Consider the following 25,050-nt stretch of genomic DNA (forward strand, 5'->3'; position numbering starts at 1 on the left):
GTGCTAGGTTATTGGTCAAAAGAAACAACGTTGATAAAAAAGACGTCGCGGTCAGGGCCGTGTTGGCTGCGCACGTGCTGATAGCCATAAGCCAAAAAGCGGCTTCCATACCAAGCAAGCAAGCCGCTCTGATCCGTGCTGCTCAGTTTTTCCTTCGCATCAGCACGAGCAGGCTGCAGCGGAACCTCTAAATCGTTGGGGGAGGCTACCGCCCGATCAATAATTTTATAGCGAATAGTTTCTTCGTTCAGATAAGTCATTACGAGGCGCTGCCCGTCAGGGAGGGGACGGAGCCGCACTGTTTCTGCTAGCTCATACGACTCCACATTTTTCAGCACAAAGGTGTTATCCCAGAGCAAGTTTCCCCGCCGGTCGAAGCCGCACACGATGGCGTGCGTGGAATGGTAGCCATCAAACTGGCGGCGGTACTGGCTGCCTATCCAGGCAAAACCATAGCTATCGTTGCGGTAGCGAGGGTAGTAGATTTCTGCTACTAACACATAGCCCCCCTGAAAAGGTACAAGGTCGTGTACCAGTAGGCGGTAGCGCAAGGGTAGCTCCCGGTTGGAGGCGCGGCGCAGCTCGCTGCGCTGACGAATGCGGGCGGCCCTGGCGGGCTTCAGGTAATCGAAAAAGTGCTTAAGCCGCGTGAAATCGTAGAATCGCAGCGACTGTCGCACGCCAGTAGGGGTGGTGCCGGCTGTAAGGTCAGCAGAAAAAATGCCCTGCGAGTAGCGCGTATCGCGCAGCGTGTAGGTGCCTGCCAGCATACGGTCGGCGCTGTCGCCCAGACTGACTTGGGCCGTAATAAGACTGCGGGCGCTTTCTGTTTGAACAAACTCAGAGTTTAGCAATGTGCCTTCCGCCGAGAGCTGCTTAAGCTGCAAGCGCGATTTAAATCCGTTCGACTGGCGCATAATTACCTCTGCTCGCTTGGTGGCCGAGTCGGTAAGGAAAGTGAGCTCCGTGGTAAGTGGCTCGTACACCGAGGGCAGAATCTGATGTTTGCCTGTAGCCAGGTCCAGCAGTACCACGGTCATGTGCTGCTGGACGAGCACCGTCACGAACAGATTGCCGGCCAGGGCTTTCAGGTCCAGCACATCGCGGGTAACCCGGGTGTCAAACTTAACGAGGCGGATATCGCCGGAGCGGCCATCTAGGGCTGCTACCATCAGGCGTTCGGGCGCGTAGCGCGACTGGAAAAGCGCATAAACAGCCGTCGCCTCCGCGCTCATTCGCTCAAACTCATACTCAATTGGTATATCCAGCTTGCGCGAACCGAGCGATTGTAGCCGGTGGTCAAGTTTCTGAAACTTATAGCTGGTGCGCGACGAGCCAAAGTTGTCTTCTTCCACCAGCATCACTACACTGCTGTCTTCGGGAATAGCCAGTAGATGCACGTCGCTGTTGTACTGCGAAAAAGGGAACTCCAGGCGGTAAGGCTGGGCCGGCACGATAGGCGTTGGTTCGGGCGCCTGGGCATGTGTTGTATGGCCTGCCAGTAGCAGCAGCACCAGACCCAACCATCCGAATAAAGCTTGTTTCATAGCTCAATGCAGCCACCGTGTGTAGTGGCCTTTAGTAAGATACGGCGAAGCCCGCGTAAAGTCACGCGTTGAGCTAGCCCTGGGGGGCATTTTGTAAAGATTCTGCTTACGAATGTACTTATAGCCCCCCAAAAAGCCCCCCAGATTGCCAAAAACAGAGAAGGCCCGCTAAGCCGTAGCCAGCAGGCCTTGCAAAACCTGGCTGCGCGCGAATACTCAACTGCCGAGCTCCAGCACGGCGTCGAACTCTTCGCTGCGCAGCGGCATCACCGACAAGCGCGACTGGCGTAGCAGGCCTATCTGGCTCAGGCGCACATCCTGCTTGATTTGAGACAGGGAAACGGGCTGGGGCAAGGGCTGCTGAGGTCGTAAAGCCACGGCTACCCAGCCGCTATCGGGTGGGGCGGTAGTATCGGGAGCCGCGTGGGCAGCTACTTCGGCTATGCCCACTACGGTTTTGTCGGTTACGCTGTGGTAGAAAAGCACCAAGTCGCCGGGCTGCATTTGCTGCAAATAGTTGCGCGCCTGAAAGTTGCGGACACCCGTCCAGGCTGTGCTGCCGTCGCGCACAAAATCAGTCCAGGAATAAGCCGCAGGTTCGGATTTGACGAGCCAATATTTCAAGTAGAGAAGCGTAAAAGTGAAAAGGTAAAAGCAAAAGCGGCTGCGAATGTTATCGCTGCGAAGCCTCAAACTTCTACACTTTTTCTCGCTTCCCCTACCGCTTCCCTCTGTGCGCTACCAACACGTACGCTTCCACGGCCACAATATGGGTTTGCACATCCTATAATAAGGAAGTTAAGGCAGGCGCACCACCAGCAGCTTATCGTTCTCGACGCTTAGCACGCGCAGACGAAAGGGCGGCTGACGCTCGGTGTTATCGAGCGTAATCAACAGCGTGTTTTTATCATTCGTCACGGCTTGCCAATGTCCGAGGAAGGTTTCGGGCGCATCGGCTGGTCCGAAGGTGTAGAGCATAAACTGCCCATCCTCATCGAAGCGAAATCCGTCCAGAAATATAGGGCCATAACGGGGCGTAGATGGCGGTACCAAGTATCCCTGGGGACGAAAAATGACCGTGTCGCCGGAGTGTGACTCTTGGGAGTTATACCAAGACCGCCCGTAAAGCGGACCGGCTGGCCCCAGAGGCTGTAGCGTAAATAAGTCACCCACATTTTCGGTACAAGCACCAAGCAACGCCGTCACGACTATGACCACGAGCATAAGGGTAGCAATGCGCATATTTATAGCAAAGTAATTTTAATAGCATGAGCCCGTGGGTCACCCAAAGGTTGCACGACTGCTAAGGTATGCGAAGATTTTGTCCTATTATTTATTGTTTAATAAAAATAATATAGAGCAATGAATATCTACGGTTTCATTAAGCCAAAACACGCTTTCTAAAAGCTTAAATGCCCTTAGAAAGCGTGTTTTGCCAATATGGATATGCTTGTATAGCAACAATTTGTTGTTGCCTTTGGCGGAAGCTAATTACTCAGTCCGTAAATTTTTGATGGGGTTAGCGGTGGCGGCTTTTACGGCTTGATAGCTTACGGTAAGAAAAGCAACGGTGGCGGCGAGCAGGCCGGCAGCTAAAAAGGCCCACAGTGGAATATCAATGCGGTAAGCGAAGTCCTGCAGCCAGCGGTTCATTGCCAGCCAAGCGGCCGGAAAAGCAATAACAGCCGCCACTACTACCAGCAGCATAAACTCTTTCGAAAGCAAGCCCACGATAGTCGATACATCGGCTCCTAGCACCTTCCGAATACCAATTTCCTTTTTGCGGCGCTCGGCAGCGTAGGCAGCTAGCCCGTACAGCCCTAAGCAGGCCACAAAAATGGCCACGCCGGTAAATGCCCACAGCAGCGTCTGAAGTTTGTCTTCGGACTTGTACATCTGGTCGAAGTTTTCGTCCAGGAAGCGGTACTCAATGGGGCTGTCAGGGCTGAACTTGGACCATACCTGTTTCACTCCATCCACCGAGCTGCCGATGCTCTCTCCCTTCATCTTCACGGCTACCTTCCAGTAAGCACTGGGGAAGATTTGCAGCACAGCGGGCTCCAGCTGGTCATACAAGCTCTTAAAGTGAAAGTCTTTTACCACGCCGATAATTTTGCCCACTTTCAACGAGTCAGGGTTGCTGTCATTCCATATGGGCCATTTCACGGTTTGTCCAAGGGCCTGCTGAGGCGTGCCAAAGCCGAAGTCCTTCACAGCCGTTTCGTTGATGATGAAGGCCTGGTCCTTATCAGTGCCTAGCTCTTTCGAAAAGTCGCGCCCCGCAACCAGTTGCAGCCCCAAGGTTTTAATGTAATCATAGTCTACCATTAGCTGCGTGGCCGAATGCTCTTTCATTTCGCCGTTCTTGGGCACAATAAGGCCATCACCGGCCACTTGGTCGCCGGGGAAGCCGTAGCCGATGCTAGTCGACACCACGCCGGGCACTTGCTGCAATTCGTTTTTGAAGGTTTCGTACTGCTTGGTCATGTTTTCGCCGCGCATGGGAAAGAACATGATTTGGTCGCGGTTGAAGCCCAAGTCCTTGTTGTGCAGGTACGACACCTGCTTGAATACCACAAAGGCGCAGACAATCAGGAATACCGACAAGGCAAACTGTATCACAATCAGCCCGTGACGCAGCCACTGCACCCGGCCAAAGATGCCCTCAGTGACCACCGTGCTTTTCAGCACCTTCACCGGCTGAAAGCTGGACAACACCAGCGCCGGATAGAAACCTGCCACGAGGCCTATCACCACGGTCAGTAACGCCAGCAGGCCCAGCAGGGCGGGGTTGCGGAGCAAGTCAAACGTCATGCTTTTATCTGTAAAAGCATTCAGTGAAGGCAGTAATAACGCCGTGATTATGGTAGCCAGCACCACGCTCACCAGCGTGAGAAGCACCGTTTCGCTCAGAAACTGCAGCATTAGCTGCTGCTGACTGGCACCAATTGTTTTGCGGATGCCCACTTCCTTGGCTCGTTGCATAGACTTGGCCGTGGCCAGGTTTACAAAGTTGAAACCGGCAATCAGGAGAATGAACGCAGCGATGAAGCCCAAGGCCTTTACGTAGGTGATATTGCCTTTCACCCCCGGGTCGTACTTAAAGCTGGAAGAATATAAGTGAGTCTCGAATAAAGGCTGCAAAAATGGCACGAACGTAAGCTTGTCATTTTCGCTGAGCGTGGGCTGCACCTTCTGCACGAGGTAGTCCTGAAGCTTAGCTTGCGTTTGGTTGGCATCAGCACCGGGCCGCAGCTTCACGTAGGTATAAAACTGCTGCCAGCCCCATTTTTCCATGCGCTGCTTGGGCAGCTGATACGCGGCCAGCGGGATGATGTAATTCACTTTTAAGTGAAACTTGGATAGGTTGTTTTGCAGCACGCCCGTTACCATAAAGGTCGATTTGCTAATCTTCAGCTCTTTGCCGACCGGGTTGGCATTGCCAAAAAACCTTCTGGCCACGTCCTCGGCTAATATCACCGATTGAGGCTTGTCTAGCGCGCCCGCCGCCGAGCCGTATTTGAAGGGCAATTGGAAAACTCCAAAGAAGGTAGAGTCTGCTACGAGCCCGTTTTCTACGTAAATTTTCTTCTCTCCAACTTCTAGCAAGCTGAGGCTAGTACCAGTCATCAGTATGCGCATACTTTGCTCTACCTCAGGAAACTCCTGCTTTAGGGTAGTAGCAAACATGGGTGACACAGAGCTATGCCTATCGGGCGCGTTGCTTCCCGTTTGCTGGGTGTAGACGCGGTAAATCCGGTTGCCGTCGGGCACGAACTTGTCGAATTGCAGTTCATCGTACACGAAGAGGCTGATTAGCAGGCAAGCTGTGATGCCCAAGGCCAGGCCAGCAATATTGAGAAACGAAAAGCCCTTGTGCCGGATGAGGTTGCGGTAGGCAACTTTCAAGTAATTGGTAAACATACAGGGGGGCAATTTGAGAGTGCAGAAATGCGTGACTGAAAACGTGGGGGGCTATTTTGCTGGCTAAATGCTGTGCTAGCAAGGGCTAACGCGTGAACTGCTGCTGCACATTCTCCAGCACCACCTGCCCATCGAGCAAGCGAATGACGCGGTGGGCGTAGCGGGCATCGTGCTCGGAGTGAGTCACCATCACGATGGTAGTGCCGGCCTCGTTGAGGTCCGTGAGCAGCTCCATTACCTCGTTGCCGTTGCTGGAATCGAGATTACCAGTAGGTTCATCGGCCAGGATCAGGCGGGGGGCATTTACGACGGCACGGGCCACGGCTACGCGCTGCTGCTGGCCCCCAGAGAGCTGCTGGGGAAAATGGTTGCGGCGGTGCATGATCTGCATTTTCTCCAGCACCCGATCCACTTTTTCCTTACGCTCCGCCGCACTCACTCCCAGATAAATCAGCGGCAGCTCCACGTTTTCGGCCACGGTCAGCTCATCAATCAGGTTAAAGCTCTGAAACACGAACCCGATGTGCTTCTTGCGCAGGGCGGCGCGCTGCCGCTCGCTGATGTTGCTGGCTTCAGTGCCCGCAAACTGGAAGCTGCCGCCGTCGGGCTCATCAAGCAGGCCGATGATGTTGAGCAGCGTGGACTTGCCACACCCCGACGGGCCCATGATGGCCACAAACTCGCCTTCGTTGACCGCCAGCGACACATCATTGAGCGCCTTGGTTTGCACTTCTTCGGTGCGGTAAATCTTGTCGAGGTGTTCGATCTTAAGCATCGTAGTAGGGGTTGTTTTGCGGGTTGAGAATAAGTTGGGGAAACGTGGTAGGCGCTGGGGGGCAAATAGTTGGCTTAAGAAAAAGACCGTCACACGGAGCGAAGCTGAAGGCCCGAGGCAGTGGAGTTGCAGCTCTATTGCCTCGCTGAATGCCTCCTCATCTCTTGTTGCTTCAGACGTGCCAGCCGCCAGGCAGCTCGCCCATTGCCCCAGCTTGGAAGCCCCGCGTGACGGCTTTTTCGGATTATCTAACTCGTGACTGGCCGTGGAGAGAAGTTATTCTTGCTTGTCCTGGAGCAGCAGCTCGCCCATGGTGTCGTAGCCCTCGTAGCTGGAAGTCACCACTTTATCGCCGGGCTTGAGGCCTTCCAGCACTTCGAAATACTCCGGGTTCTGGCGGCCCAGGCGGATATCGGTGCGGTAGGCTTTAGTGCCGCTTTCGTTCACTTTAAAAATCCAGTTGCCGCCGGTTTTCTGGTTGAAGCCACCCCGGGGCACGCGCACGGCCTCGGTTTGGTCGCTCAGCGCCAGGCGTACAGGTAGGGTTTGGCCGCGCCGAATATCGGGCGGGGTGGCGCCGGTGAACTCTAAGTCTACTTGCAGGCCGCTGGTTACTTGGGGGAAGATTTTGGTTACTTTCAGCTCGTAGCGCTTGTCGTTCAGCGTTACTTCGGCCTTCTGACCAGGAAAAATCCGCGAGATATAGTACTGATCCAGGGTAGCGCGCACTTTCAAGCCCGTGAGCATATCGAGCTGCCCGATGCGCTGCCCGCGGGTTTTTAGCTCACCGATTTCGGCATTCAGAGAAGTCAGACGACCAGCGGCTGGGGCCTTAATGGTCAGATCATCCAGCTTGTGGCGCATCAGGGCCAGGTTGCTTTGCATCCGATTCACCGATTGCTGCATCTGGCCGATCTGCTGGCCCATCGTCAGCGAATCTTGGCGCAACGACTGGCGCGTGAGCTGCTGCCGCCGCTGCTGGTAGCGGTAGTTGTTCTGGCTTTGAATAAACTCCTGCTGGGCAATTACTTTCTGCTCGTAAAGCGAGCGGTTCAACTCGTAGAGGCGCTTGGCTTCCCGCAGCTGAAACTCGATGTCGGCCAGCTGATTGAGCTGCTGAATCCGGTTTTGCTGAAGCAGGTTGCGCGTGTTTTGCAGGTTGTTCATCAGATCGAACACGGCCGTTTCGCGGTTCACCATTTCCAGCTGTAAATCGGTGTTGGCCAGCTGAATAATAGGTTGACCAGGCGTGAGCGTGGCGCCATCTTCTACCAGAATGCGCTGCACGCTGCCTCCTTCTGGGGCGTCGAGGTAGATGGTTTTGACGGGCATCACGGCCCCATCCACTGGTACAAATTCCTGAAAAGCCCCCCGAGTCACCTGGCTGATGGTGAGGCGCTCTGGGTCTACGTTCAGCTTGGCTGGCCCCGCCGTCGACATTAGGCTGGCCACCACCCAACCTATCACTAGCACCGCAATACCGAGGAGTAGTAAGCGGGCGCGGGTCCAGGTCTTCTTTTGAATAGGTACGTCCATGGTTTTGTTACCGCTTCTACTACGTTTAGAAAGACGGTCGATAAAAGCATAGGAAGAAAGATGCCACTTTTATAAAACGCTTATTGTCAATTATTTAGAAACCAAAGTATGCTACAAAGCCGTCAAACTGTTCGATTTTGATACACTTCAGCGTCCGCTTGTGATACACTACTGCGTTGAAGCACCGGCAAAAGCTGCTTTTTACCGGCCCGAAGCGGCTTTTGAGAAATTAGTATAATTTATGGTGGGTAATTCGGTGCTTTGCCTCCGGGTGCAAAGCCCGCTCCTCCTTGATTACTTCCCTTAGATCATGATTCTGAAAAAAGCGCGCGTTTTGGTGGTTGACGATGACACGGACGTGTTGTTCGCCATGCGCATGCTGCTCAAAACGGAGGTCCAGGAAGTAGTAACGGAGAAAAATCCAGAGCTGCTACTGTCCCTGCTTAGCCGGCAGCGCTTCGACGTTATTTTCCTGGACATGAACTACAAAAGCACCCTGGGCAGCGGCAACGAAGGCCTGTTCTGGCTAGGGCGCATCCGGGAAAAAGACCCCACGGCCACCGTAATTATGATTACGGCTCACGGGGAAATCAGCACGGCCGTGCGCTCTTTGAAAGCGGGCGCTACTGATTTTCTGGTGAAGCCCTGGCGCAACGACCAGCTACTGGAAACCCTGGAAGCGGCGCTACAACATCGCGCCAACCCCGAAAAAAGCTCTCCAGCCAGTGCCGCGCCGCGCCGCGCCGCTTCCTTCGCCGAGTTCGATTTGCTGGGCCAGTCAGAGGCTATGCAGGAGGTGTTTCACCGCATTGAGAAGGTAGCGCCGACGGAGGCTAATATTCTGCTGCTCGGGGAGAACGGGACGGGCAAAGAGCTGGTCGCCAAAGCCTTGCACCAACGGTCATTTCGGGTGGCCAAGCCATTTATCACGGCCGATCTGGCGGCCATGAGTGAGGGCATTTTTGAAAGCGAATTGTTTGGCCACAAGAAAGGCTCCTTCACCGATGCCCGCGAGGATCGAATGGGACGGTTTGAGGCAGCGGCGGGTGGCACATTGTTTTTGGATGAAATCGGTAACATCTCGCTGCCCCAGCAGGCCAAGCTGCTCACCGCTCTGCAAAACCGCCAGGTGATTCCCCTGGGCAGCAATGTGCCAATCCCCGTTGATATTCGACTCATTTCGGCTACCAACGCCCCCCTCTACGAGCTGGCCACTCGCAATGAGTTTCGCAAGGACCTAATATACCGACTCAATACTGTAGAGATAACGCTGCCCCCACTGCGGGAGCGCGGCGATGATGTGCTGCTGCTGGCCCGCCACTTCGCGGGCTTGTACGCTACCCGCAACCGTAAGCCCACGCCCACCTTCGAAGCGGCCACCTTGCAAAAACTCAAGCAGCACAGCTGGCCCGGCAACGTGCGCGAGCTGCAGCACGCCGTGGAGCGAGCCATTATTCTGGCCGAAGGCGATGAGCTCCGCCCCCAGGATTTCCGGTTTTCTGCTATGGAAATGCCCCCCAAAGCCGCACAGCTCTCACTACCCGACGGCCCTTTGCAGCTCAATGAGATTGAAAAGACCACCATCCTACGCGTGATTGAGCGCCACAACGGCAACATCACCAAAGCGGCCAAAGAACTGGGCCTGACCCGTACCGCCCTCTACCGCCGCCTCGAAAAACATGACCTCTAAGCGGCTGGAACTGGGTATTGGGTTGCGGCTGCTGGGGCTGCTTGGCTTGCTAGGCGCCGGCTTGTATGCCCAGCAACATCGGCGCTACGCGCTGGTGCTCGGGGCTGGCGTGTTCCTACTATTCGGGGTGTGGGAGCTGGCCCGGTACGTGACGCGCAACAATCGGGCACTCGCCGATTTTCTGCTGGCTGTGAAATACCGTGACTTTACCCAACATTACAACGAAGCGCACTCCGACGGCTCGCTGCGGCCGTTGTACGCGGCTTTCAATCAAATCAATACCACGTTCCGGCAGCTCAGCGCCGAGCGCCAAGCCCAATTTACCTACCTGCAAACTGTACTTCACCTCATCGAGACCGGCATTATTTCCTACGACTCAACGGGCCAGGTGGAATGGGTGAATGAGGCCTTCAAGGAGACGCTGGAGCTGCCGTATTTGAAGAGCATTCAAGCTTTGCAGAAGCGCCTGCCGGTGCTTCACGAGGCAATAAATCAGCTGCAGCCTGGTACGCCCACGGTGGTAAAGCTTACGGTGGGCCAAAAGACTATGCAGCTACTGCTGTCGGCCACCACATTCAAGTTGCAGGATCGGCAGTTTACCCTAGTGGCGTTCAAAAATATCAGCCACGCCCTCGACGAGTCCGAAACGGCGGCCTGGCAAAAGCTGCTGCGTGTAATGACCCACGAAATCATGAACTCGGTGGCGCCAATTGCGTCGCTGGCCGATTCGTTGCGTCGCCCCCTGCGTCGAGCTCTGGAGCAGGTAACGGTAGAATCTGCTTCGGAACGGGCGCTGCTCGACGATGTTGTAGAGGGCATAGGTATTATTCAGCACCGTAGCGAAGGCCTGCTCCGCTTTGCCCAAGTGTACCGCGACTTAAGCAACATCAGCACGCCAGTACTGGCCACGGTGTACTTGCGGGAGCTTTTTGGTAGCATTCAAGGACTGATGAACCCGCAGCTGAAAGAGGAAGGAATAGAGTTGCTGACGGCCGTGGAGCCCCCCGACTTACGCATGCAAGCCGACAGCCAGCTCATGGAGCAAGTGCTGATCAACCTTGTACTCAATGCCGCCTATGCCGTGCGCGAAGCGGCGCAGCCGCGCATTCAGTTGCGTGCCTCCCAGGCTGACTCGGGCCGCGTACTAATTGAAGTAATCGACAATGGCCGGGGCATACCAGCCGAAGTGCTCGATAACATCTTCATTCCCTTCTTCACAACCCGGAAAAACGGCACCGGCATCGGGCTGAGCCTAGCCAAGCAGATTATGCACCTGCATCACGGCAGCATCAAAGTGCAGTCCGTGCCGGGGCAGGGTACTGTTTTTCGCTTGGAGATTTAGTTTCTAGAGTCCTGCTGCTGTTGGCTTGATTGGATACTTGTGCTCTCGAAAAATGCCCCCCATAAGAGGCTATTCACTAACCACTACTGCCAGTTTATTATTGGCCGGATTGACTGCTAGGCGACTAGCTTTTTTGAGTGTGGGCGCTACGTCCGCCATTTGTACAGGCTGCCAGCCTTGCCCACTGCCGGGCCGGCAGGCATAAATTTGGTTTCCGTTGCTCATCAGCATCAGCCCGTTGCTGGTCCAGGCTACGTCTTCGGAGTTTTCCAGCGCCGGCGCTATGGTGGTAATAGCCATAGTGCGCGTATCGAAGCGCTTAATCAGCCAGGTGCCCTGCGGCGTTTTTTCCATAAAACTGAGGGCTGCCTGCTTGGGTATTTGCTTGAGGGAGCGGCCGATATTGCGGGCAATGATGGTGTCGCGGTGCGTGGCCAAGTTGTGGTAGTGCAGCTCGTTGGCGGGCGTGGCCAGCACGTACACCAGTAAGCGCGTGCGGTCAATCCAGGCGTGGTAGCCTACTTTGAGTGTGTCGAGCAGGATGGTGGGCGGGCCGCCAGCCAGTGGGTATTTGCCTAAGTCCTGCTGCCCGTTGGCCCGCTGAATAATGCAGGAAAGAAACTGCTGATCCACGGTGAGGGTCGGCGAGTATTCCCGCTCGGGCGTAGTGGTAAGCTGCTGGGTTTGGGCGGTTTGGTAGTTATAAGACTTCAGGTCGGTGCGGCCACTGTCCGCGGCCGAGGCGAAGTAGAGCAGGGGCTGGCTTGGGTGAAAATAGGGCTGATTATCATAGCCTCGGTGCGGCGTAATGTTGCGCGGCTTGCTAAGCACGACGGTGTTCTTCTTCACTACCATATCTAGGAGCATGATATCTGTATCCACCTGCGCCCAAGTAAGACCAGGAAAAAGACAGCACAAGAGAATCGCTATTCGCTTTATCACGATATTCATTAGGCTAGGTAAGAGGGATGGTGGGGCAGAATAATGGCCTCCAGATCTATTCGGAAGCTTTGCTGGGCTCCTGAAAGTGATACAAAAACGTAATGATGCCCGTGTAAGCCGGCTTTTTCACGTCTTCGATTTCCAAGGTTACTTGCAGGCGAGCCTTAGCAATGCCGCGCAGATTGGCCACAGAAAGCAGATTAGCGCGCAGCCGCACCCGGCTATTTACTGTCACGGCTTGGTTGAAGCGCAACTGCTCAATCTCATAGTTGACCTGCATTTTCAGGTTCTCGATGGCGGCAATCTGCTGCCAGAGATACGGCAGTAGGGACACGGTGAGGTAGCCGTGGGCAATGGTAGCTTTAAACGGCGACTCCGCCTGGGCCCGCTCGGCATCCACATGAATCCACTGGTGGTCGAGGGTGGCGGCGGCAAATTGATTGATTTGCTCCTGAGTGACGGTGTGGTAGGCCGAAACGCCCATTTCTTGGCCCACAAGGCTTTCCAGCTCAGCTAGGCTGCTAATTGTTCGAATAGTAGGTATCATGGGTTTAGAAAGGGGCGGTGAGAGGAGGCGCAAACATACACCGCAGTTTACTTTTAGCTGCGGAGGCTGGCAAAACCCCATCCAGGGCCCAGGCCGTTGACTAACGCACTTGCTGGGGACATTTTAAGCAGTACAACTTGTACTTCGCTTCACCTAAGCCAACACCGCATCGGTAACCCGGCTGATATCTCCGCTCACTTTTTGAATAAATTCCAGCTGCTCGAGCAGCTGACGGTCGTCGTCGGTCATGGGGGGCTTTTTGGCAAGATTGGGCTCCGGCGCAGGTGGGAGCGTGGGCAAAGGGTTAGCGGACTCCGCAGCCGGATTGAGCTTTTTCAGGCTAGTTGAAAGGGCCGAAAGCGCGCGTTTTACGGCCCGTAGCCCATCGGGAGAAGGTGAGGGCCGGGTTTGGGCTTGCAGGGTGGCGCTGAGGGTGGCGATGTTGGAAGACAAAATATGATTGAGAACCACAAACTGATGCACGTCTTCGCTGTGCTGCTGTTTGCTTTTCGGCTCCGAGAGCATGCGCTGGAAAGCCGCTGCCAGGTTAGCGGAGCTAACGTACACGTCCTTTCGGGCAACGCGGTAGAGAATGAAGTCGAGGGGCCGGCCGGCCAGGCTTTCCGCTAGTTGTTGCAGATAGCTTCGGTTGGCTTTCAGCACCTGACTCATAAAGTCGCGGAGCTGCTCGGATTCCCAGCGGGGAAAAAGCAGATAGCCCGCCGAAACGGCAATTACGCAACCAATAATAGTGTCCAGAACACGCTCTTTGGCTACAGCCAAGTAACTGCCCCCCAAAAAGCTCAGCATGATGACCACAAAGGGCGTCATGAAAATGACGTAGCTCAGGTAATGGCGGCGCTGAAAACTAAAGGCCAGGATCATGAACGCCAGCAGAAAAACGAAGCGAAGCGGCTGGTTGGTGACACTGATCAGTAGAAGTACGCCCAAAATGCCCCCCAGCAGCGTGCCGATAATGCGCTCATAATTGCGCTGCTTAGTAAGGCTGAACGCGGGCTTGAGCATGTAGACCGTCGTCATGACAATCCAATAGCTGTGGCTGCCGGCAAAGACCAGCTTCGCAACCACAAAGGCCACGCCGCTGGCCAACAGCATACGCACGGAGTGCCGAAAAATGGCGGAACTGAACGTCAGATTATTGCGCAAAACGCTCAGGCTGAAGTCCTGATGAGAAACGAACCGACCATACTCTGCTTCGGTTGAGCGACGGGGCAGCACTGGTGCTTTGGTATCGAAATACCCGATTATATCTTCGAGCCGCTGGGACAGGTTGCGCAGATTGATCAGGAGCTTTTTGAGCACGAGCGTGCGCACTTCCGGGTTCTGCTCCCCTACGGCCTCAATGCGGGCCTGCAACCGCTCGAGCTGCTGACTGTAGTTGGTGTGGGCGTGGAAAGCGCGGTTGGCCTGCATCGCCAGACTGATAGCGTCAAGCTCATCGGCCAATTGCTCAATCATTTGACCTACCTCTTCCAGTACGCCCGTGTTGCCAAACTGCGCCCGCAGCGCCTCATAGTTGTAGTACGTGGTAGTAATGTGCTCGTACAAATCCACCACATCCACGAAGGTGAGCAACAGTCGGCGGCTGTCTGGGGTAGATTCGCGTACGATTTGCCGGGTTTTGAACAGTAGCTCCCGCACGGCTTCCTGCTTTTCGCTTACTACCACCTGTTGAGCTACTAGCTGGCGGTAACTTTTGGTAAGGTCGGTGTGGGCGTGGTAGAAGCTGGCTTTAATCTTTAGAAATTCGGCAATGGCGTGCATGCATTCGCCAATAGCCTGCTGAGCCGGTCGGTAGGGCCATACCCGAGAAACTAATAGGGCTAGCGCCATATACCATATGCCCCCCAGCAGCGTCAGGAAGCTGTGCGTGAGCACCTGCGGGGGAGTAAGCGGCCGGTCCATGCTCAGAATCATAATCAGCAGCGCGGCCGAACCCAGCGACGCGGCCCGGTTGCCGTACACGTTGAGCATGGTGAAGCCAAAGCTGAGCACCAGCACTTCCAGCCCCAGAGTCCAGTCATTGAGCCGGGCAAAGCCGGTGAGCAGCGACACCAAAAAAATAGCCAGGGTGCCATACAGCATGCCATTGCGCTTGTGCGTCACCGGCCCCGGCGAATCGATGATGCTAATACACAAAGCGCCAATGGAGAGCGAAATACCCGTTTCGAGGAGGCCAAACTGTCCAAAGAGCAAGGCCGGCGCCAGAGCCGCTAGGGTGATGCGCAGCCCGTCGGAGAAATCCTGACTGAAAAAGAAGTACTGAACTTGGCGAGTCGCGTTATTCATCGGGCTAGGGCGCGGCCGGGGGGCATTTTAGAACGATTGCAAGTCGAATAACGGGCTATTTAGCTAGTCGAGCGCTTGTACGCAGGAGACGGGGAATAAATTACGCAGCTCAGGCTCGGGGTGGGCTTCGGTAGGCCGTTGCTGAACAGGAAAACCGCTTCGTCAATCTCACTGCTTGCTCTAACTTCGGCATCTGCTCATCTTTCCTGCAAATGGTGGCGTAAAAGCTCCGCGCTAACTGTTGATTTAAGACCTGGTTGCGTAAATGAAGCCGCGTAAATCGCTGGGGGGCAAAAACAAAGTTCAGCCCGTCCGTTTGTCGGCTGCTTGCCCCGGCCGTTGCGCTTAGCTTATATTTTCCTTTCTGCTGCCCTTCTTATTTATGGATACCCTAGCCAAGATCGAAGACTTAGAACACCCGCGCGTCGTGATTGTGGGGGGCGGTTTTGCGGGCTTGGAGTTAGCCCGCGCCCTGCGCGATGCCCCGGTGCAGGTCGTGCTGATCGACAAGCAAAACTACCACGCCTTTCAACCTCTGCTCTATCAGGTAGCTACGTCGGGTCTGGCAGCCGATTCTATTATCTCGCCTTTTCGAAAAATTCTGGAGGGGCAGGAAAACTTTTACTTCCGGATGGCCGAGGTGCAGGCCGTGAATACCGAGAAGCAGCTGCTCGAAACGACCATTGGCTTGCTGCGCTACGATTATCTGGTGCTGGCTACCGGCGCTACTTCCAACTTCTTCGGTGATGAGCAGATGCAGAAGCACGCCATCACGCTCAAGAGCGTAACCGATGCCATTGAGCTGCGCAATACGGTGCTTTCCAACTTCGAGCAGGCCCTCCAGCTTGGCGACATGGAGCAAGTAAATAGCCTGCTGGACTTCGTCATTGTTGGCGGCGGTCCTACTGGGGTGGAGATTGCCGGCGCCCTGAGCGAGCTGCGCGCCCATGTCTTTCCAGGCGATTATAAGGAGTTAGACTTCAAGGAGATGGATATTCACCTAATTCAAAGCGGACCTGCCCTGCTCAAAGGCATGTCGGAAGAAGCGTCCCAAAAGTCGTTGGAGTATCTAAAAAGCTTCGGGGTACAAGTGTGGCTTGACCGGCGCGTGAAATCTTACGACGGCTACACCGTTACGCTCAACACCGGCGAGCAGCTCATTACCCGCACCCTGATTTGGGCAGCGGGAGTTACGGGCTGCCCCATCCGCGGCTTACGCCCCGAGTGCCTCTTGTCCGGCAACCGCTACGACGTCAACGCCTACAACCAGATAAGTGGCTACGACAACATCTTTGCCCTGGGCGATATTGCCGCCATGCGCAGCGAAGAGTACCCTCAGGGGCATCCGATGGTGGCTCAGCCGGCTCTGCAGCAAGGCCGCCTCCTGGGGCAAAATCTGCAGCGCTTGCTCGCGGGCCAAGCCCTGCAGCCCTTTCACTACGACGACAAAGGCAGCATGGCCACTATCGGCCGCAACCATGCCGTGGCCGATATTAACTTTTTTGGCCGCAATCTGCGTCTGGGGGGCTTTTTGGCTTGGTTGGCTTGGAGCTTCGTGCACGTTATCTCGCTTGTGAGCTTCCGCAACCGTCTGATTGTGCTACTGAACTGGAGTTACAGCTATTTCAGCTACGACAAAGGCCTGCGCTACATTATCGGCCCCAGAAAGGCGCCGTTGCTGGAGCAAGAGCCCCAGGAAAAAGCCACCACTATGTAGCCGACTGCTCGCCTGGGGCTAAGAAGACGGCTGCCGTTTGTCTTTAAAATAAAAGTAAAAAGGCAGCCCGGTCAGCATCAGGCCCAGCCCCGTCAGTGACTGCTGGGGCTGCATAACGATGGTATTGACTACTAGGGACAAGGCAAAAATCAGGATGATAAGTTGAATGATCGGGTAGCCCGTGACTGGGATAGTGATGCGGCCTTGGTATTTCATTTTCAGCACCGCGGCGGCCATTAGGCCATAGAAGAGAAAGTTGGCGAAAATGACCATATCGGTCAGCCGCTCAAAAGTGCCCGATATGACCAGCAGGCAGCTCCAGGTAAAGGTATACAGTAGTGCGCAGTGGGGCGTGCGGTAGCGCGGGTGCACCACCCCAGCTTGGCGAAAGAAAAAACGCTCTTGGGCCATGCGGAAATAAATGCGGCTGTGGGAAAGCAGCACCGTATTCAACGACCCAAACACGCTCACCATGATCAACACCAATACGCCCGTTTCGCCCAGCTTTCCTAGTAGAGTTTCGGCCACCACGGCGGCCCCAATTGCATTTGGGCTCACCGCTGCCAGCGCGGACAGGGGCAGCACTTGCAGGTAGGCATAATTCACGAGCACATACAATCCCATAGCAATAGACACCCCAAACAGAATGGCCAAGGGCACATTGCGCGCCGGGTTTTTTACTTCGCCCGTCACAAATGAGAGGTCGAGCCAGCCATCGTAGGCCCAAAAAACGCTGAGCAGAGCAGCAAAAAAAGCATTTACAAACGGGGTGGTTGAGGATATAGTGGCACCCGAACTAGGCTGGACAACCAGCGGCTGATCAGGGGCAGTTAAAAACAGGCCTAGCACAATCAGCAGCAGAATACCCAAGATTTTGGCTACCGTAAATACATTGCTCAGGTAGCCGCTGGTGACTACTCCGCGGTAGTTTACCCAGGTAAGCGTGGCAATGGTGCCGATAGCCAGGATTTTGATACCTGAATCGGCAAAGGGATAAATAAGCGAGCCGATTGACACGTGCGCCAGGGCCTGCAGCGGGTTGGGCAGCGGTACTAGCGTGTTAATCGTTTGGGCAAAAATGAAGGAAAGGGCGGCAACGGAAGCCGTACCGATGATGGTGAAGTCGGTCCACCCAAATAGGAAGGAGGCGAAATTGCCGAACGAGAGGCGCAAATATTCATACACTCCCCCCGATTCTTCCGTGAGCGAGGCCAAACCAGCCAGATTCAGGGCCCCGCACATAGTAATAAGGCCGGCCACCACCCACGCAGCTAGAATCCACGTTTCGCTCAAGCCCGACTGAGCCAAGGGCACAATCTTCTTGAATACACCGGAGCCAATCACAACGCCGGCAACTAGAAAAGTGCCCGTAAATAGTCCCACTGCGCGGACCAAGGTCACTGGAGGGGTGGCCGTGGGCCTAGCTGGGTTCTTCATGTGCTTAAGATAAGCACTCCCGCGAGACGGGCAGCAGGCTCAACACTTAGCTGCAACTTCCGGCTAGCAAAGCCCGCATTTCTGAGCAGCTCAAATAGTAAGTTATGCAAGGAATCAACGGACTGCTTATAGCTGCTTACTGTTGCAATGTGCTCTGTTTTGCCCCCCAAAGCAGTAGCGGGCTCGGCCCGACGACTGCGTTATCCAGCAAGGCGGCGGCGCATGATGTAGTACGACACGCTCTCGTTGTCCTCAACCAGCACGTAGGCGTTGACAAACTCCCAGCCTTGCTCATTAAGCCAGTTCAGCGCGTCAATCACAGAGTTGAACTCAACTGCCTGGCCCGTGGCGTCGCGGAATATGTTGCGTGAAACCAGCTTGCGTTGCTGCCCATAATCGATGGAAACCACGTAGCGCCCATTAAGCTTGGGCATGGCCCGCAGCTGACAGTATTCTTCCGTCCGCTTCACCGTGGCCGGAGCAGCCGATCGTGCTTGAGCCTGGGCCATGGATACAAAAGCAGCCAAAAACACCAAAACGAGGAGCAGAAGTCGCTTCATGAGTGAAAGTGCAAATGGTGGAGAGGAGGGGAGAGGCAGATAACGAATAGCAAAGGCCAACAAGCTTGTGCTCAATGTGCACAGCCCACTGGCTTTCTACACTAATATACTTCTCCTTTTCGCCGCCCCAACTTTGCCTTGGCTATTTTCAGCAACGCCGCTAACAATGCTCATTCAATGATATTTAAATGGCTGGGGGGCAAATCTTTCTTCTCCTTTATCGTGTCGGCCGGCCAGCTTATGCTCCTCGGCTCGGTTGAGAAATTTGAGTAGGAAGGCCAACAAAAAAGCCCACTCGGCTAACCGAGCGGGCTTTCATAACTGATTAGCGTAAAGCTTACAAGCTTAGTTTAGCTTTCAGGTTCGTGTCTAGCGCTTCCAGGAATTCCTCGGTGTAGAGGTAGTCGCGGCCGTGCTCTACTTTGTTGCCATGAATACAAACGGCTAAGTCTTTAGTCATCTTGCCGCTTTCTACTGTTTCGATGCAGACGGTTTCCAGCGCTTTGCAGAAGTCGATCAGCTCTTGGTTGCCGTCGAGGATACCGCGGAATTCCAAGCCACGAGTCCAGGCGAAAATAGAGGCGATAGGGTTCGTAGACGTTGGCTTGCCTTTCTGATGATCGCGGTAGTGGCGAGTTACAGTGCCGTGGGCTGCCTCGGCCTCCATGGTTTTGCCGTCGGGCGTTACCAGCGTAGAGGTCATTAGGCCCAGCGAGCCGAAGCCCTGTGCTACCGTGTCGCTCTGTACGTCACCATCGTAATTTTTGCATGCCCACACAAAGTTGCCGTTCCACTTCAGCGCCGAAGCCACCATGTCATCGATCAGGCGATGCTCGTAGGTAATGCCTGCCTCCTGGAATTTGGCAGTGTAGTCCTGCTCATATATCTCCTGGAAGATGTCCTTAAAGCGGCCATCGTATTTTTTCAGGATGGTATTTTTGGTGGAGAGGTAAAGTGGCCAGCCTTTCATCAACGCCTGGTTAAAACAAGCGTGAGCGAATCCACGGATAGATTCGTCGGTATTGTACATGGCCAGCGCTACGCCGTCGCTTTTGAAGTTATACACTTCAAACGATTGTGTTTCGCCGCCGTCTTCAGGCGTGAAGGTGATGGTAAGCTTGCCCTTGCCCTTGGTCACAAAATCGGTAGCCCGGTACTGGTCGCCGAAGGCGTGGCGGCCGATGCAAATAGGCGCAGTCCAGTTGGGCACGAGGCGGGGCACATTGCTCATCACGATAGGCTCGCGGAAAACGGTGCCGTCCAGGATGTTGCGGATGGTGCCGTTGGGCGACTTCCACATCTGCTGCAAGTTGAACTCCTTCACCCGCTCCTCGTCGGGTGTGATGGTGGCGCACTTGATACCTACGCCGTATTGCTTGATGGCATTAGCGGCATCGATAGTTACCTGGTCGCCGGTTTCGTCGCGGTACTCAATCCCTAAATCGTAGTACTTAATATCTAATTCCAGGTACGGCAGAATTAGTTTGTCTTTGATAAACTTCCAGATGATGCGCGTCATTTCGTCGCCATCGAGCTCCACGACGGGATTCGCTACCTTGATTTTTGTCATTTGTGCTAGGGGTATGTGGTTGCTGTTGTATTTCGCCACTTGCGTGGTCCAATGATACGGGTTTTAGCTATTGTTGACTAGCGTGCGTGGGTTTGAGTTGCGCACAATTCTGTCGGGAGCAAGCGCTAATTACTGTCCAAAAGAGCGTTAGCGCCTAAGAATCAGGCGTAGCAGCGTTGTTAACCTTTAGCGGCTAAAGCTACTGTGGCAAACGACGAACTTTCAGCATGTCTTTGTTCAGCGACACTATTTCGAGCTTGTAAGGTGGCTCGTCTGTCTCGTCGAGGGTGATACGCAGTACGGTTTCGCTTTCGGCCTTCCACTGGCCTTTTCGATCTTCTAGGCCGTCGGTGGGGGCAATATCGTATTGCGTAAACAGACCGTTGTGCTCGAAGGTAAAGCCGGTGCGCCCGCGCGAAGGGCCAAAAGAATACGTATTGGGCCGATACACTTCAATATCATCCTGGTCTTCCTCGTGGGCGTGCAGCCAGGTGCCTTCCAAGTAGCGTAGCTGGGGCGACTCACGCAAATCGGTTTTACAGGTTACGGCCAACAGCAACACGCTCAGACAGCAAAGCAAAGTGAAAAGGCGCATGGCGTACAAGGTTAGGGTTGCTGAGGAATGGTAAATTAAGGACTTCCCGTTTACATTTAATAAGTAAAGGTTAAACGTAATCCGTTTACGTAAGGCATAACACGTAGAACTTGTCAGTGCCAAGCGCTGTACCTTTACTTTTCTTCTCCACTGCCCCTGGGGGCAAATTTTGCTTCTGTTTTGGACAATCGCGCCCTGATTCGCGCCTTCCGCCTCGCGGCTTCGCTGCTGGAATTGCACGACGAAAATCCATTTAAAATCCGCGCTTACGAAGGCTCTGCCGCCGCCCTAGAGCGCCTAGAGTTTCCGGTAGAGGAGGTAGAGCGCACCGGACTGCCCGACCGCACTGGCCTGAGCAAAACCGCCGCCGCCCGCGTGGCCGAAATGCTCGACACCGGCACCTTCGAAGAGCTGACCCGCCTGCTCAGCATCACGCCCCCCGGCGTGGTGGAGATGCTGAAAATCAAAGGTATTGGCCCCAAAAAGATTAGGGCGCTGTGGCGGGAGCTAGGCGTGGAAAGCTCCGATGCTCTGCGCGCCGCCGCCGAGCGCGATGAAGTAAGTAAGCTGAAAGGATTCGGCAAAAAGACCCAAGATGCCATTCTGCAAGCCCTCGAATTTAGTGACCAAAGCCGGGGCAAGCTACTCTACCCGCAAGCCGAGGAGCTGGCCAATGACTTGGTAGCGCGCTTGCAGGAAGCCTTGTTTACCGAATCCGTGGCGGTAGCAGGGGAAGTGCGGCGGCGCCTGGAAATTGTAGAAACTATAGTACTAGTAGCAGCTACGGCCCAGCCGGAAAAGGCACACAAGCTGCTAAATTCGCTGGAGGGGCTTACCGCTGAGCCCATGCGTTCCGGGCCGTTTGCCTGGCGCGGCACCGCTACTGCGTCGGGAGTGAAGGTGGAAGTAGTATTAGTGGCAAAAGATGACTTCACCAATCAACTCTTTCTGCGGACGGGAACTGAGGCTCATGTAAGCGAAATATTTGCCCCCCAGGCCATGCCCGGCCAGCCCGCTACCTTGCGCCAGTTGCTGAAAAAGGAGCGCTTCTACCAAGAAACGGCCATTTACGAAAAAGCCGGTCTGCAATACGTGGAGCCAGAGCTGCGCGAAGGCCTAGGTGAGTTGGCACTGGCCAAAGAGCATAAGTTGCCTAAGCTGCTGGAGGATGCCGACCTGCGTGGCAGCGTGCATAACCACAGCACTTACTCCGACGGCGCCCACTCCCTGCGCCAAATGGCCGAGTTCCTGCGCGATGGCGGTTACGAATACCTTGGCATCTGCGACCACTCCCAGGCCGCGCATTATGCAAACGGCCTAAGCCCGGAGCGCGTGCGCCAGCAGCACCGCGAGATAGACGAGCTGAATAAAGAGTTGGCACCCTTCCGCATCTTCAAAGGCATTGAAAGCGACATTCTTGGCGACGGCGCCCTAGATTATCAGCCCACGGTGCTGGCCTCATTTGACTTTGTGGTCGCCTCGGTGCACAGCAACCTCAAAATGGACGAAGCCCGCGCGACCACCCGCTTGCTCCGGGCCATCGAAAACCCGTATTGCACCATGTTGGGCCATCCCACGGGCCGCCTCTTGCTGCGCCGCGAAGGATATCCCATCGATTACAAGGCTGTTATCGATGCCTGCGCCCAGCATCAGGTGATTATTGAGATAAACGCTAACCCCTGGCGCCTAGACCTCGATTGGCGCTGGGTGCGCTATGCCCTCGACCAGGGCGTGAAGCTCAGCATCAACCCCGATGCCCACCACACCAACGGCTACGCCGATATGCGCTACGGCGTGTTTATGGGCCGTAAAGGAGGCTTGACTAAGGAAATGACGTTCAATGCCTTATCCCGCGACGAAGTGGCCGCGTATTTTGCTGAGCGCAAAACCAAGATCAAGCCCGCCGAAGAATTCAAAACAACCTTGTTCTAGCAACGGAAGCCTGCTGAGTATCTCACGCAATTAATTAGGTAGTGAGGCGCTTATCGAATGACTTATGAAGATTCTTATTCTGCGCTTTTCCTCTATCGGCGACATTGTGCTGACTACGCCTGTGGTACGGGCTTTGAAGCAGCAGGTGGCGGGTGCGCGGGTGCATTTTTGTACGAAGCCAGCCTACCGCAGCATCATCGAGCCCAACCCCTACGTGGACAAGGCGCACTATCTGACCGGCTCGCTCACGGAGTTGGTGGCAGAATTACAGGCCGAGCGGTTCGATTACATCGTCGATCTGCATAATAACCTGCGTACCCGCATCCTCAAGCTGCGCCTGGGCGTGCCGGCTTCCAGCTTCGATAAGCTGAATCTGCGCAAGTGGCTGCTGGTAAACCTGAAGGTGAACACTATGCCCCAGCAGCACATCGTGGACCGCTACCTTGCGGCGGCGGCGGCCTTGGGCGTCCGCAACGACGGGCAGGGTCTCGATTATTTTATTCCGGCTCAGGATGAAGTAAACCTAAATTCGCTGCCCGCCGGCTTTCAGCGCGGGTACGTGGCCTTCGCTATCGGAGCCCAGCACGCGACCAAACGATTGCCCGTGGAGCGCATTATTGAACTATGTGGCTTGCTACGGCGGCCCGTGGTGTTGCTGGGCGGCCCCGAAGACGAAACCACAGGCCACGTGGTGGAACTGGCTTTCGAGAAGCAAGCCGCCAACTCGCCGCCCGCCCCAGCCAAGGTACCCGATAGCCCATATTACTTCCCGTCGGAGCCCCCAAATTCCGCCGCGCAACAGACTATCATCTATAACGCCTGTGGCCATTTTTCGCTGAACCAATCGGCCTCTTTAGTTAAGCAGGCGCAACTAGTGGTAAGTCACGACACCGGCTTGATGCACATCGCGGCCGCGTTTAAAAAAGAGATTTTCAGCGTGTGGGGCAATACGGTGCCGGAGTTCGGGATGTACCCGTACCGCACGGAATTTCGCATTCTGGAAAGGCCGGGCTTATCGTGCCGGCCTTGCTCGAAGATTGGCTACGAAAAGTGCCCCCAGGGTCACTTCAAATGTATGCGTGAAATTCAATTCGACTTGGATTTGCCGCCCACACGCGATGGACGTTAGATAAACAGTTGGCTAGCAAGTAGGGGTAGTTAATACAATTGCATATTGCTCAAAAGCAGTGTTTAAAGTCTCTGGCAAAGAAGGGTAGATAAAAAGAGTTAGATATTAGAATATTTTGGTTTAAAAGTTGCGCATGAGTCATTACTTTGCCGATAAAACTATATTCTAATCTTCCCCTTTCCCCCTCCTTTTATGCGTCTTTTCACTCTTGGGGCTTGGGCCCTGAACCTAGCTATGGTGCTACTGCTCACGGCATGTGGCCCCAACATTTATTTGGCTAACGACTTTCGCTCTTATGCTCCTAAGCACAAGACTGTCGCTATTCTGCCAGCTTCCGTAACCATGCAGTTACGCCCCAACCAAGCACGCAACACGACTGTTGAGCAGATGCGTGATATGGAGTACAGGAGTGGCATTGATTTTCAAGAAAAAATTTATGCGTGGCTGCTGCGCCGCAGTCAGCAGCGGGGCTATACGGTGCAGTTTCAGGACGTAACCCAAACCAACGCGAAGCTGCGCGAATTGCAGATTCCCTACGGAGAACTGCGTACCCACTCCGCGCAGGAGTTGGCCAAAGCATTGGGCGTAGATGCAGTATTGACCACCAGCGTACGTACCTCCAAGCCAATGTCGGAAGGTGCTGCTCTAGCCGTGGGCGCAGCCTCCGTGCTGCTAGGTGGCGGCTATTTCGGCTCTACCAACGAGGCCAACATAACCGTCAATATACACGAGTCGGATGCCGGTAAGCTGCTCTGGAAGTACGATTACGTAGCGGCTGGCTCGGTGGGCAGCTCAACGGAAGGCATGGTAAACGTGCTGATGCGCAATGCTTCCAAGAAGTTTCCTTATACACCTAAGTCCTAATACATTATCCAATCTGACTTACAGATTATAGTAAAGCGGGCTGCTTCTGCCATAAGGCTGGGGCAGCCCGCTTTTATGACGTGTAGTGACCTTTAACAGGGATTAGAAAACTCGAAAAGAAATTGAGTACATTATTGCTCTGCTAAACTATATCCTTCTGACATGGATAATGCTGCCGACAAAGTAGTGCTCGTGAAAGTGGGTGCTGATACCTTGCTGGCCGACGTGCGGGCCGGCCGCCACACCTTCATGCTCGATGAGCCGCTGGATGCTGGTGGTCAAGACCGCGGCCCCACGCCCTACGACCTGCTGCTCGCGGCCCTGGGTGCCTGCACCGCTATCACCTTGCGCCTTTACGCCGATCAGAAAAAATGGCCGCTACAGGCCATCGAAGTGCGCCTACGCCACCAGCGCGTACACCGCTCCGACTGCGAGCAGTGTGAGCAATCGGGTCAGATGCTGGAAGAAATCGAAAAAGAACTGATGCTCCTGGGCCCGCTTACGCCCGAGCAACGGCAGCGCCTAGAGCTGATTTCGCAAAAATGTCCTGTGCAGAAAACGCTAGCGGCTGGCTTGCGCATCAACACGCACCTAGTGGCTGCCGACGAACAATCTGTCGCTTAATCGTAACTA

At 54.8% G+C, this 25,050-nt stretch carries 20 protein-coding genes; 7 read left to right on the plus strand and 13 right to left on the minus strand.

The annotated features are described in order from the left end of the window. Window positions 1-8: 8 nt before the first annotated feature. From ACW9KT_RS04950 to ACW9KT_RS04975, 6 genes are all read right to left on the minus strand, one after another. Window positions 9-1,547, minus strand: a complete 1,539-nt coding sequence (locus ACW9KT_RS04950) for a hypothetical protein (RefSeq protein ID WP_457078254.1) — start codon at window positions 1,545-1,547, stop codon at window positions 9-11. A 216-nt stretch (window positions 1,548-1,763) separates the two neighbouring features. After that, a complete protein-coding gene (locus ACW9KT_RS04955) occupies window positions 1,764-2,171 on the minus strand; it encodes an EVE domain-containing protein (protein WP_457078255.1) in 408 nt (135 codons plus the stop codon). A gap of 174 nt (window positions 2,172-2,345) precedes the next feature. Next, entirely contained in the window at window positions 2,346-2,789 is a 444-nt protein-coding gene (locus ACW9KT_RS04960) for a hypothetical protein (protein ID WP_457078256.1), read from the minus strand. Window positions 2,790-3,038: 249 nt separating this feature from the next. After that, entirely contained in the window at window positions 3,039-5,471 is a 2,433-nt protein-coding gene (locus ACW9KT_RS04965) for an ABC transporter permease (protein ID WP_457078257.1), read from the minus strand. 85 nt (window positions 5,472-5,556) lie between these two features. Beyond that, entirely contained in the window at window positions 5,557-6,246 is a 690-nt protein-coding gene (locus ACW9KT_RS04970; RefSeq protein WP_457078258.1) for an ABC transporter ATP-binding protein, read from the minus strand. Window positions 6,247-6,522: 276 nt separating this feature from the next. Further along, complete coding sequence (locus ACW9KT_RS04975; protein WP_457078259.1) at window positions 6,523-7,782, minus strand: efflux RND transporter periplasmic adaptor subunit; 1,260 nt, start codon at window positions 7,780-7,782, stop codon at window positions 6,523-6,525. Between the two features lie 310 nt (window positions 7,783-8,092). Here ACW9KT_RS04975 and ACW9KT_RS04980 point away from each other — a divergent pair, with 310 nt between their 5' ends. Beyond that, window positions 8,093-9,472, plus strand: a complete 1,380-nt coding sequence (locus ACW9KT_RS04980; protein ID WP_457078260.1) for a sigma-54-dependent transcriptional regulator — start codon at window positions 8,093-8,095, stop codon at window positions 9,470-9,472. Then, entirely contained in the window at window positions 9,462-10,814 is a 1,353-nt protein-coding gene (locus tag ACW9KT_RS04985) for a sensor histidine kinase (RefSeq protein ID WP_457078261.1), read from the plus strand. The genes ACW9KT_RS04980 and ACW9KT_RS04985 overlap by 11 nt, the downstream gene beginning before the upstream one ends. A 69-nt stretch (window positions 10,815-10,883) precedes the next feature. Here ACW9KT_RS04985 and ACW9KT_RS04990 read toward each other — a convergent pair whose 3' ends face one another. The 3 genes from ACW9KT_RS04990 to ACW9KT_RS05000 all read right to left on the minus strand — a co-directional run bounded on the left by ACW9KT_RS04990 (window position 10,884) and on the right by ACW9KT_RS05000 (window position 14,613). Further along, window positions 10,884-11,696, minus strand: coding sequence for a TolB family protein (locus ACW9KT_RS04990; protein WP_457078262.1), 813 nt, complete (start codon window positions 11,694-11,696; stop codon window positions 10,884-10,886). 115 nt (window positions 11,697-11,811) lie between these two features. Beyond that, window positions 11,812-12,303 (minus strand): MaoC family dehydratase, encoded by a 492-nt coding sequence (locus tag ACW9KT_RS04995; RefSeq protein WP_457078263.1) that lies wholly within the window; start codon window positions 12,301-12,303, stop codon window positions 11,812-11,814. A gap of 153 nt (window positions 12,304-12,456) precedes the next feature. After that, window positions 12,457-14,613 (minus strand): FUSC family membrane protein, encoded by a 2,157-nt coding sequence (locus ACW9KT_RS05000; protein WP_457078264.1) that lies wholly within the window; start codon window positions 14,611-14,613, stop codon window positions 12,457-12,459. Between the two features lie 382 nt (window positions 14,614-14,995). On the opposite strand from ACW9KT_RS05000, the gene ACW9KT_RS05005 reads away from it, so the two are divergent. After that, entirely contained in the window at window positions 14,996-16,330 is a 1,335-nt protein-coding gene (locus ACW9KT_RS05005) for an NAD(P)/FAD-dependent oxidoreductase (protein WP_457078265.1), read from the plus strand. Between the two features lie 18 nt (window positions 16,331-16,348). Here ACW9KT_RS05005 and ACW9KT_RS05010 read toward each other — a convergent pair whose 3' ends face one another. The 4 genes from ACW9KT_RS05010 to ACW9KT_RS05025 all read right to left on the minus strand — a co-directional run bounded on the left by ACW9KT_RS05010 (window position 16,349) and on the right by ACW9KT_RS05025 (window position 20,492). Then, window positions 16,349-17,767, minus strand: coding sequence for an APC family permease (locus ACW9KT_RS05010; RefSeq protein WP_457078266.1), 1,419 nt, complete (start codon window positions 17,765-17,767; stop codon window positions 16,349-16,351). Window positions 17,768-17,967: 200 nt separating this feature from the next. After that, window positions 17,968-18,327, minus strand: coding sequence for a hypothetical protein (locus tag ACW9KT_RS05015; protein ID WP_457078267.1), 360 nt, complete (start codon window positions 18,325-18,327; stop codon window positions 17,968-17,970). Window positions 18,328-18,664: 337 nt separating this feature from the next. Next, the gene (locus ACW9KT_RS05020) at window positions 18,665-19,897 is read right to left on the minus strand and encodes an isocitrate dehydrogenase (NADP(+)) (RefSeq protein ID WP_457078268.1); all 1,233 of its coding nucleotides are present in this window, start codon (window positions 19,895-19,897) and stop codon (window positions 18,665-18,667) included. A 199-nt stretch (window positions 19,898-20,096) separates the two neighbouring features. Then, window positions 20,097-20,492: a hypothetical protein gene (locus ACW9KT_RS05025; RefSeq protein ID WP_457078269.1), complete on the minus strand. Its 396-nt coding sequence runs from the start codon at window positions 20,490-20,492 to the stop codon at window positions 20,097-20,099. A 180-nt stretch (window positions 20,493-20,672) separates the two neighbouring features. Here ACW9KT_RS05025 and polX point away from each other — a divergent pair, with 180 nt between their 5' ends. The 4 genes from polX (at window position 20,673) to ACW9KT_RS05045 (ending at window position 25,041) form a co-directional block, all read left to right on the plus strand. Then, window positions 20,673-22,424 (plus strand): DNA polymerase/3'-5' exonuclease PolX, encoded by a 1,752-nt coding sequence (gene polX / locus ACW9KT_RS05030; protein ID WP_457078270.1) that lies wholly within the window; start codon window positions 20,673-20,675, stop codon window positions 22,422-22,424. 64 nt (window positions 22,425-22,488) lie between these two features. After that, window positions 22,489-23,553: a glycosyltransferase family 9 protein gene (locus tag ACW9KT_RS05035; protein ID WP_457078271.1), complete on the plus strand. Its 1,065-nt coding sequence runs from the start codon at window positions 22,489-22,491 to the stop codon at window positions 23,551-23,553. 192 nt (window positions 23,554-23,745) lie between these two features. Next, on the plus strand, window positions 23,746-24,417 hold the full coding sequence (locus tag ACW9KT_RS05040; protein ID WP_457078272.1) for a hypothetical protein: 672 nt from the start codon (window positions 23,746-23,748) through the stop codon (window positions 24,415-24,417). Window positions 24,418-24,579: 162 nt separating this feature from the next. Continuing rightward, entirely contained in the window at window positions 24,580-25,041 is a 462-nt protein-coding gene (locus tag ACW9KT_RS05045; protein ID WP_457078273.1) for an OsmC family protein, read from the plus strand. The last annotated feature ends 9 nt before the right edge of the window (window positions 25,042-25,050 follow it).

This window comes from Hymenobacter sp. HD11105, from assembly GCF_054051685.1.

Bases quoted from the DNA above. Each gene is read 5' to 3' on its own strand.
- ACW9KT_RS04950 (WP_457078254.1), bottom strand. From the start codon at position 1,547: ATGAAACAAGCTTTATTCGGATGGTTGGGTCTGGTGCTGCTGCTACTG.
- ACW9KT_RS04960 (WP_457078256.1), bottom strand. From the start codon at position 2,789: ATGCGCATTGCTACCCTTATGCTCGTGGTCATAGTCGTGACGGCGTTG.
- ACW9KT_RS04965 (WP_457078257.1), bottom strand. From the start codon at position 5,471: ATGTTTACCAATTACTTGAAAGTTGCCTACCGCAACCTCATCCGGCAC.
- ACW9KT_RS04970 (WP_457078258.1), bottom strand. From the start codon at position 6,246: ATGCTTAAGATCGAACACCTCGACAAGATTTACCGCACCGAAGAAGTG.
- ACW9KT_RS04975 (WP_457078259.1), bottom strand. From the start codon at position 7,782: ATGGACGTACCTATTCAAAAGAAGACCTGGACCCGCGCCCGCTTACTA.
- ACW9KT_RS04980 (WP_457078260.1), top strand. From the start codon at position 8,093: ATGATTCTGAAAAAAGCGCGCGTTTTGGTGGTTGACGATGACACGGAC.
- ACW9KT_RS04985 (WP_457078261.1), top strand. From the start codon at position 9,462: ATGACCTCTAAGCGGCTGGAACTGGGTATTGGGTTGCGGCTGCTGGGG.
- ACW9KT_RS04995 (WP_457078263.1), bottom strand. From the start codon at position 12,303: ATGATACCTACTATTCGAACAATTAGCAGCCTAGCTGAGCTGGAAAGC.
- ACW9KT_RS05000 (WP_457078264.1), bottom strand. From the start codon at position 14,613: ATGAATAACGCGACTCGCCAAGTTCAGTACTTCTTTTTCAGTCAGGAT.
- ACW9KT_RS05005 (WP_457078265.1), top strand. From the start codon at position 14,996: ATGGATACCCTAGCCAAGATCGAAGACTTAGAACACCCGCGCGTCGTG.
- ACW9KT_RS05010 (WP_457078266.1), bottom strand. From the start codon at position 17,767: ATGAAGAACCCAGCTAGGCCCACGGCCACCCCTCCAGTGACCTTGGTC.
- ACW9KT_RS05015 (WP_457078267.1), bottom strand. From the start codon at position 18,327: ATGAAGCGACTTCTGCTCCTCGTTTTGGTGTTTTTGGCTGCTTTTGTA.
- ACW9KT_RS05020 (WP_457078268.1), bottom strand. From the start codon at position 19,897: ATGACAAAAATCAAGGTAGCGAATCCCGTCGTGGAGCTCGATGGCGAC.
- ACW9KT_RS05025 (WP_457078269.1), bottom strand. From the start codon at position 20,492: ATGCGCCTTTTCACTTTGCTTTGCTGTCTGAGCGTGTTGCTGTTGGCC.
- ACW9KT_RS05035 (WP_457078271.1), top strand. From the start codon at position 22,489: ATGAAGATTCTTATTCTGCGCTTTTCCTCTATCGGCGACATTGTGCTG.
- ACW9KT_RS05040 (WP_457078272.1), top strand. From the start codon at position 23,746: ATGCGTCTTTTCACTCTTGGGGCTTGGGCCCTGAACCTAGCTATGGTG.
- ACW9KT_RS05045 (WP_457078273.1), top strand. From the start codon at position 24,580: ATGGATAATGCTGCCGACAAAGTAGTGCTCGTGAAAGTGGGTGCTGAT.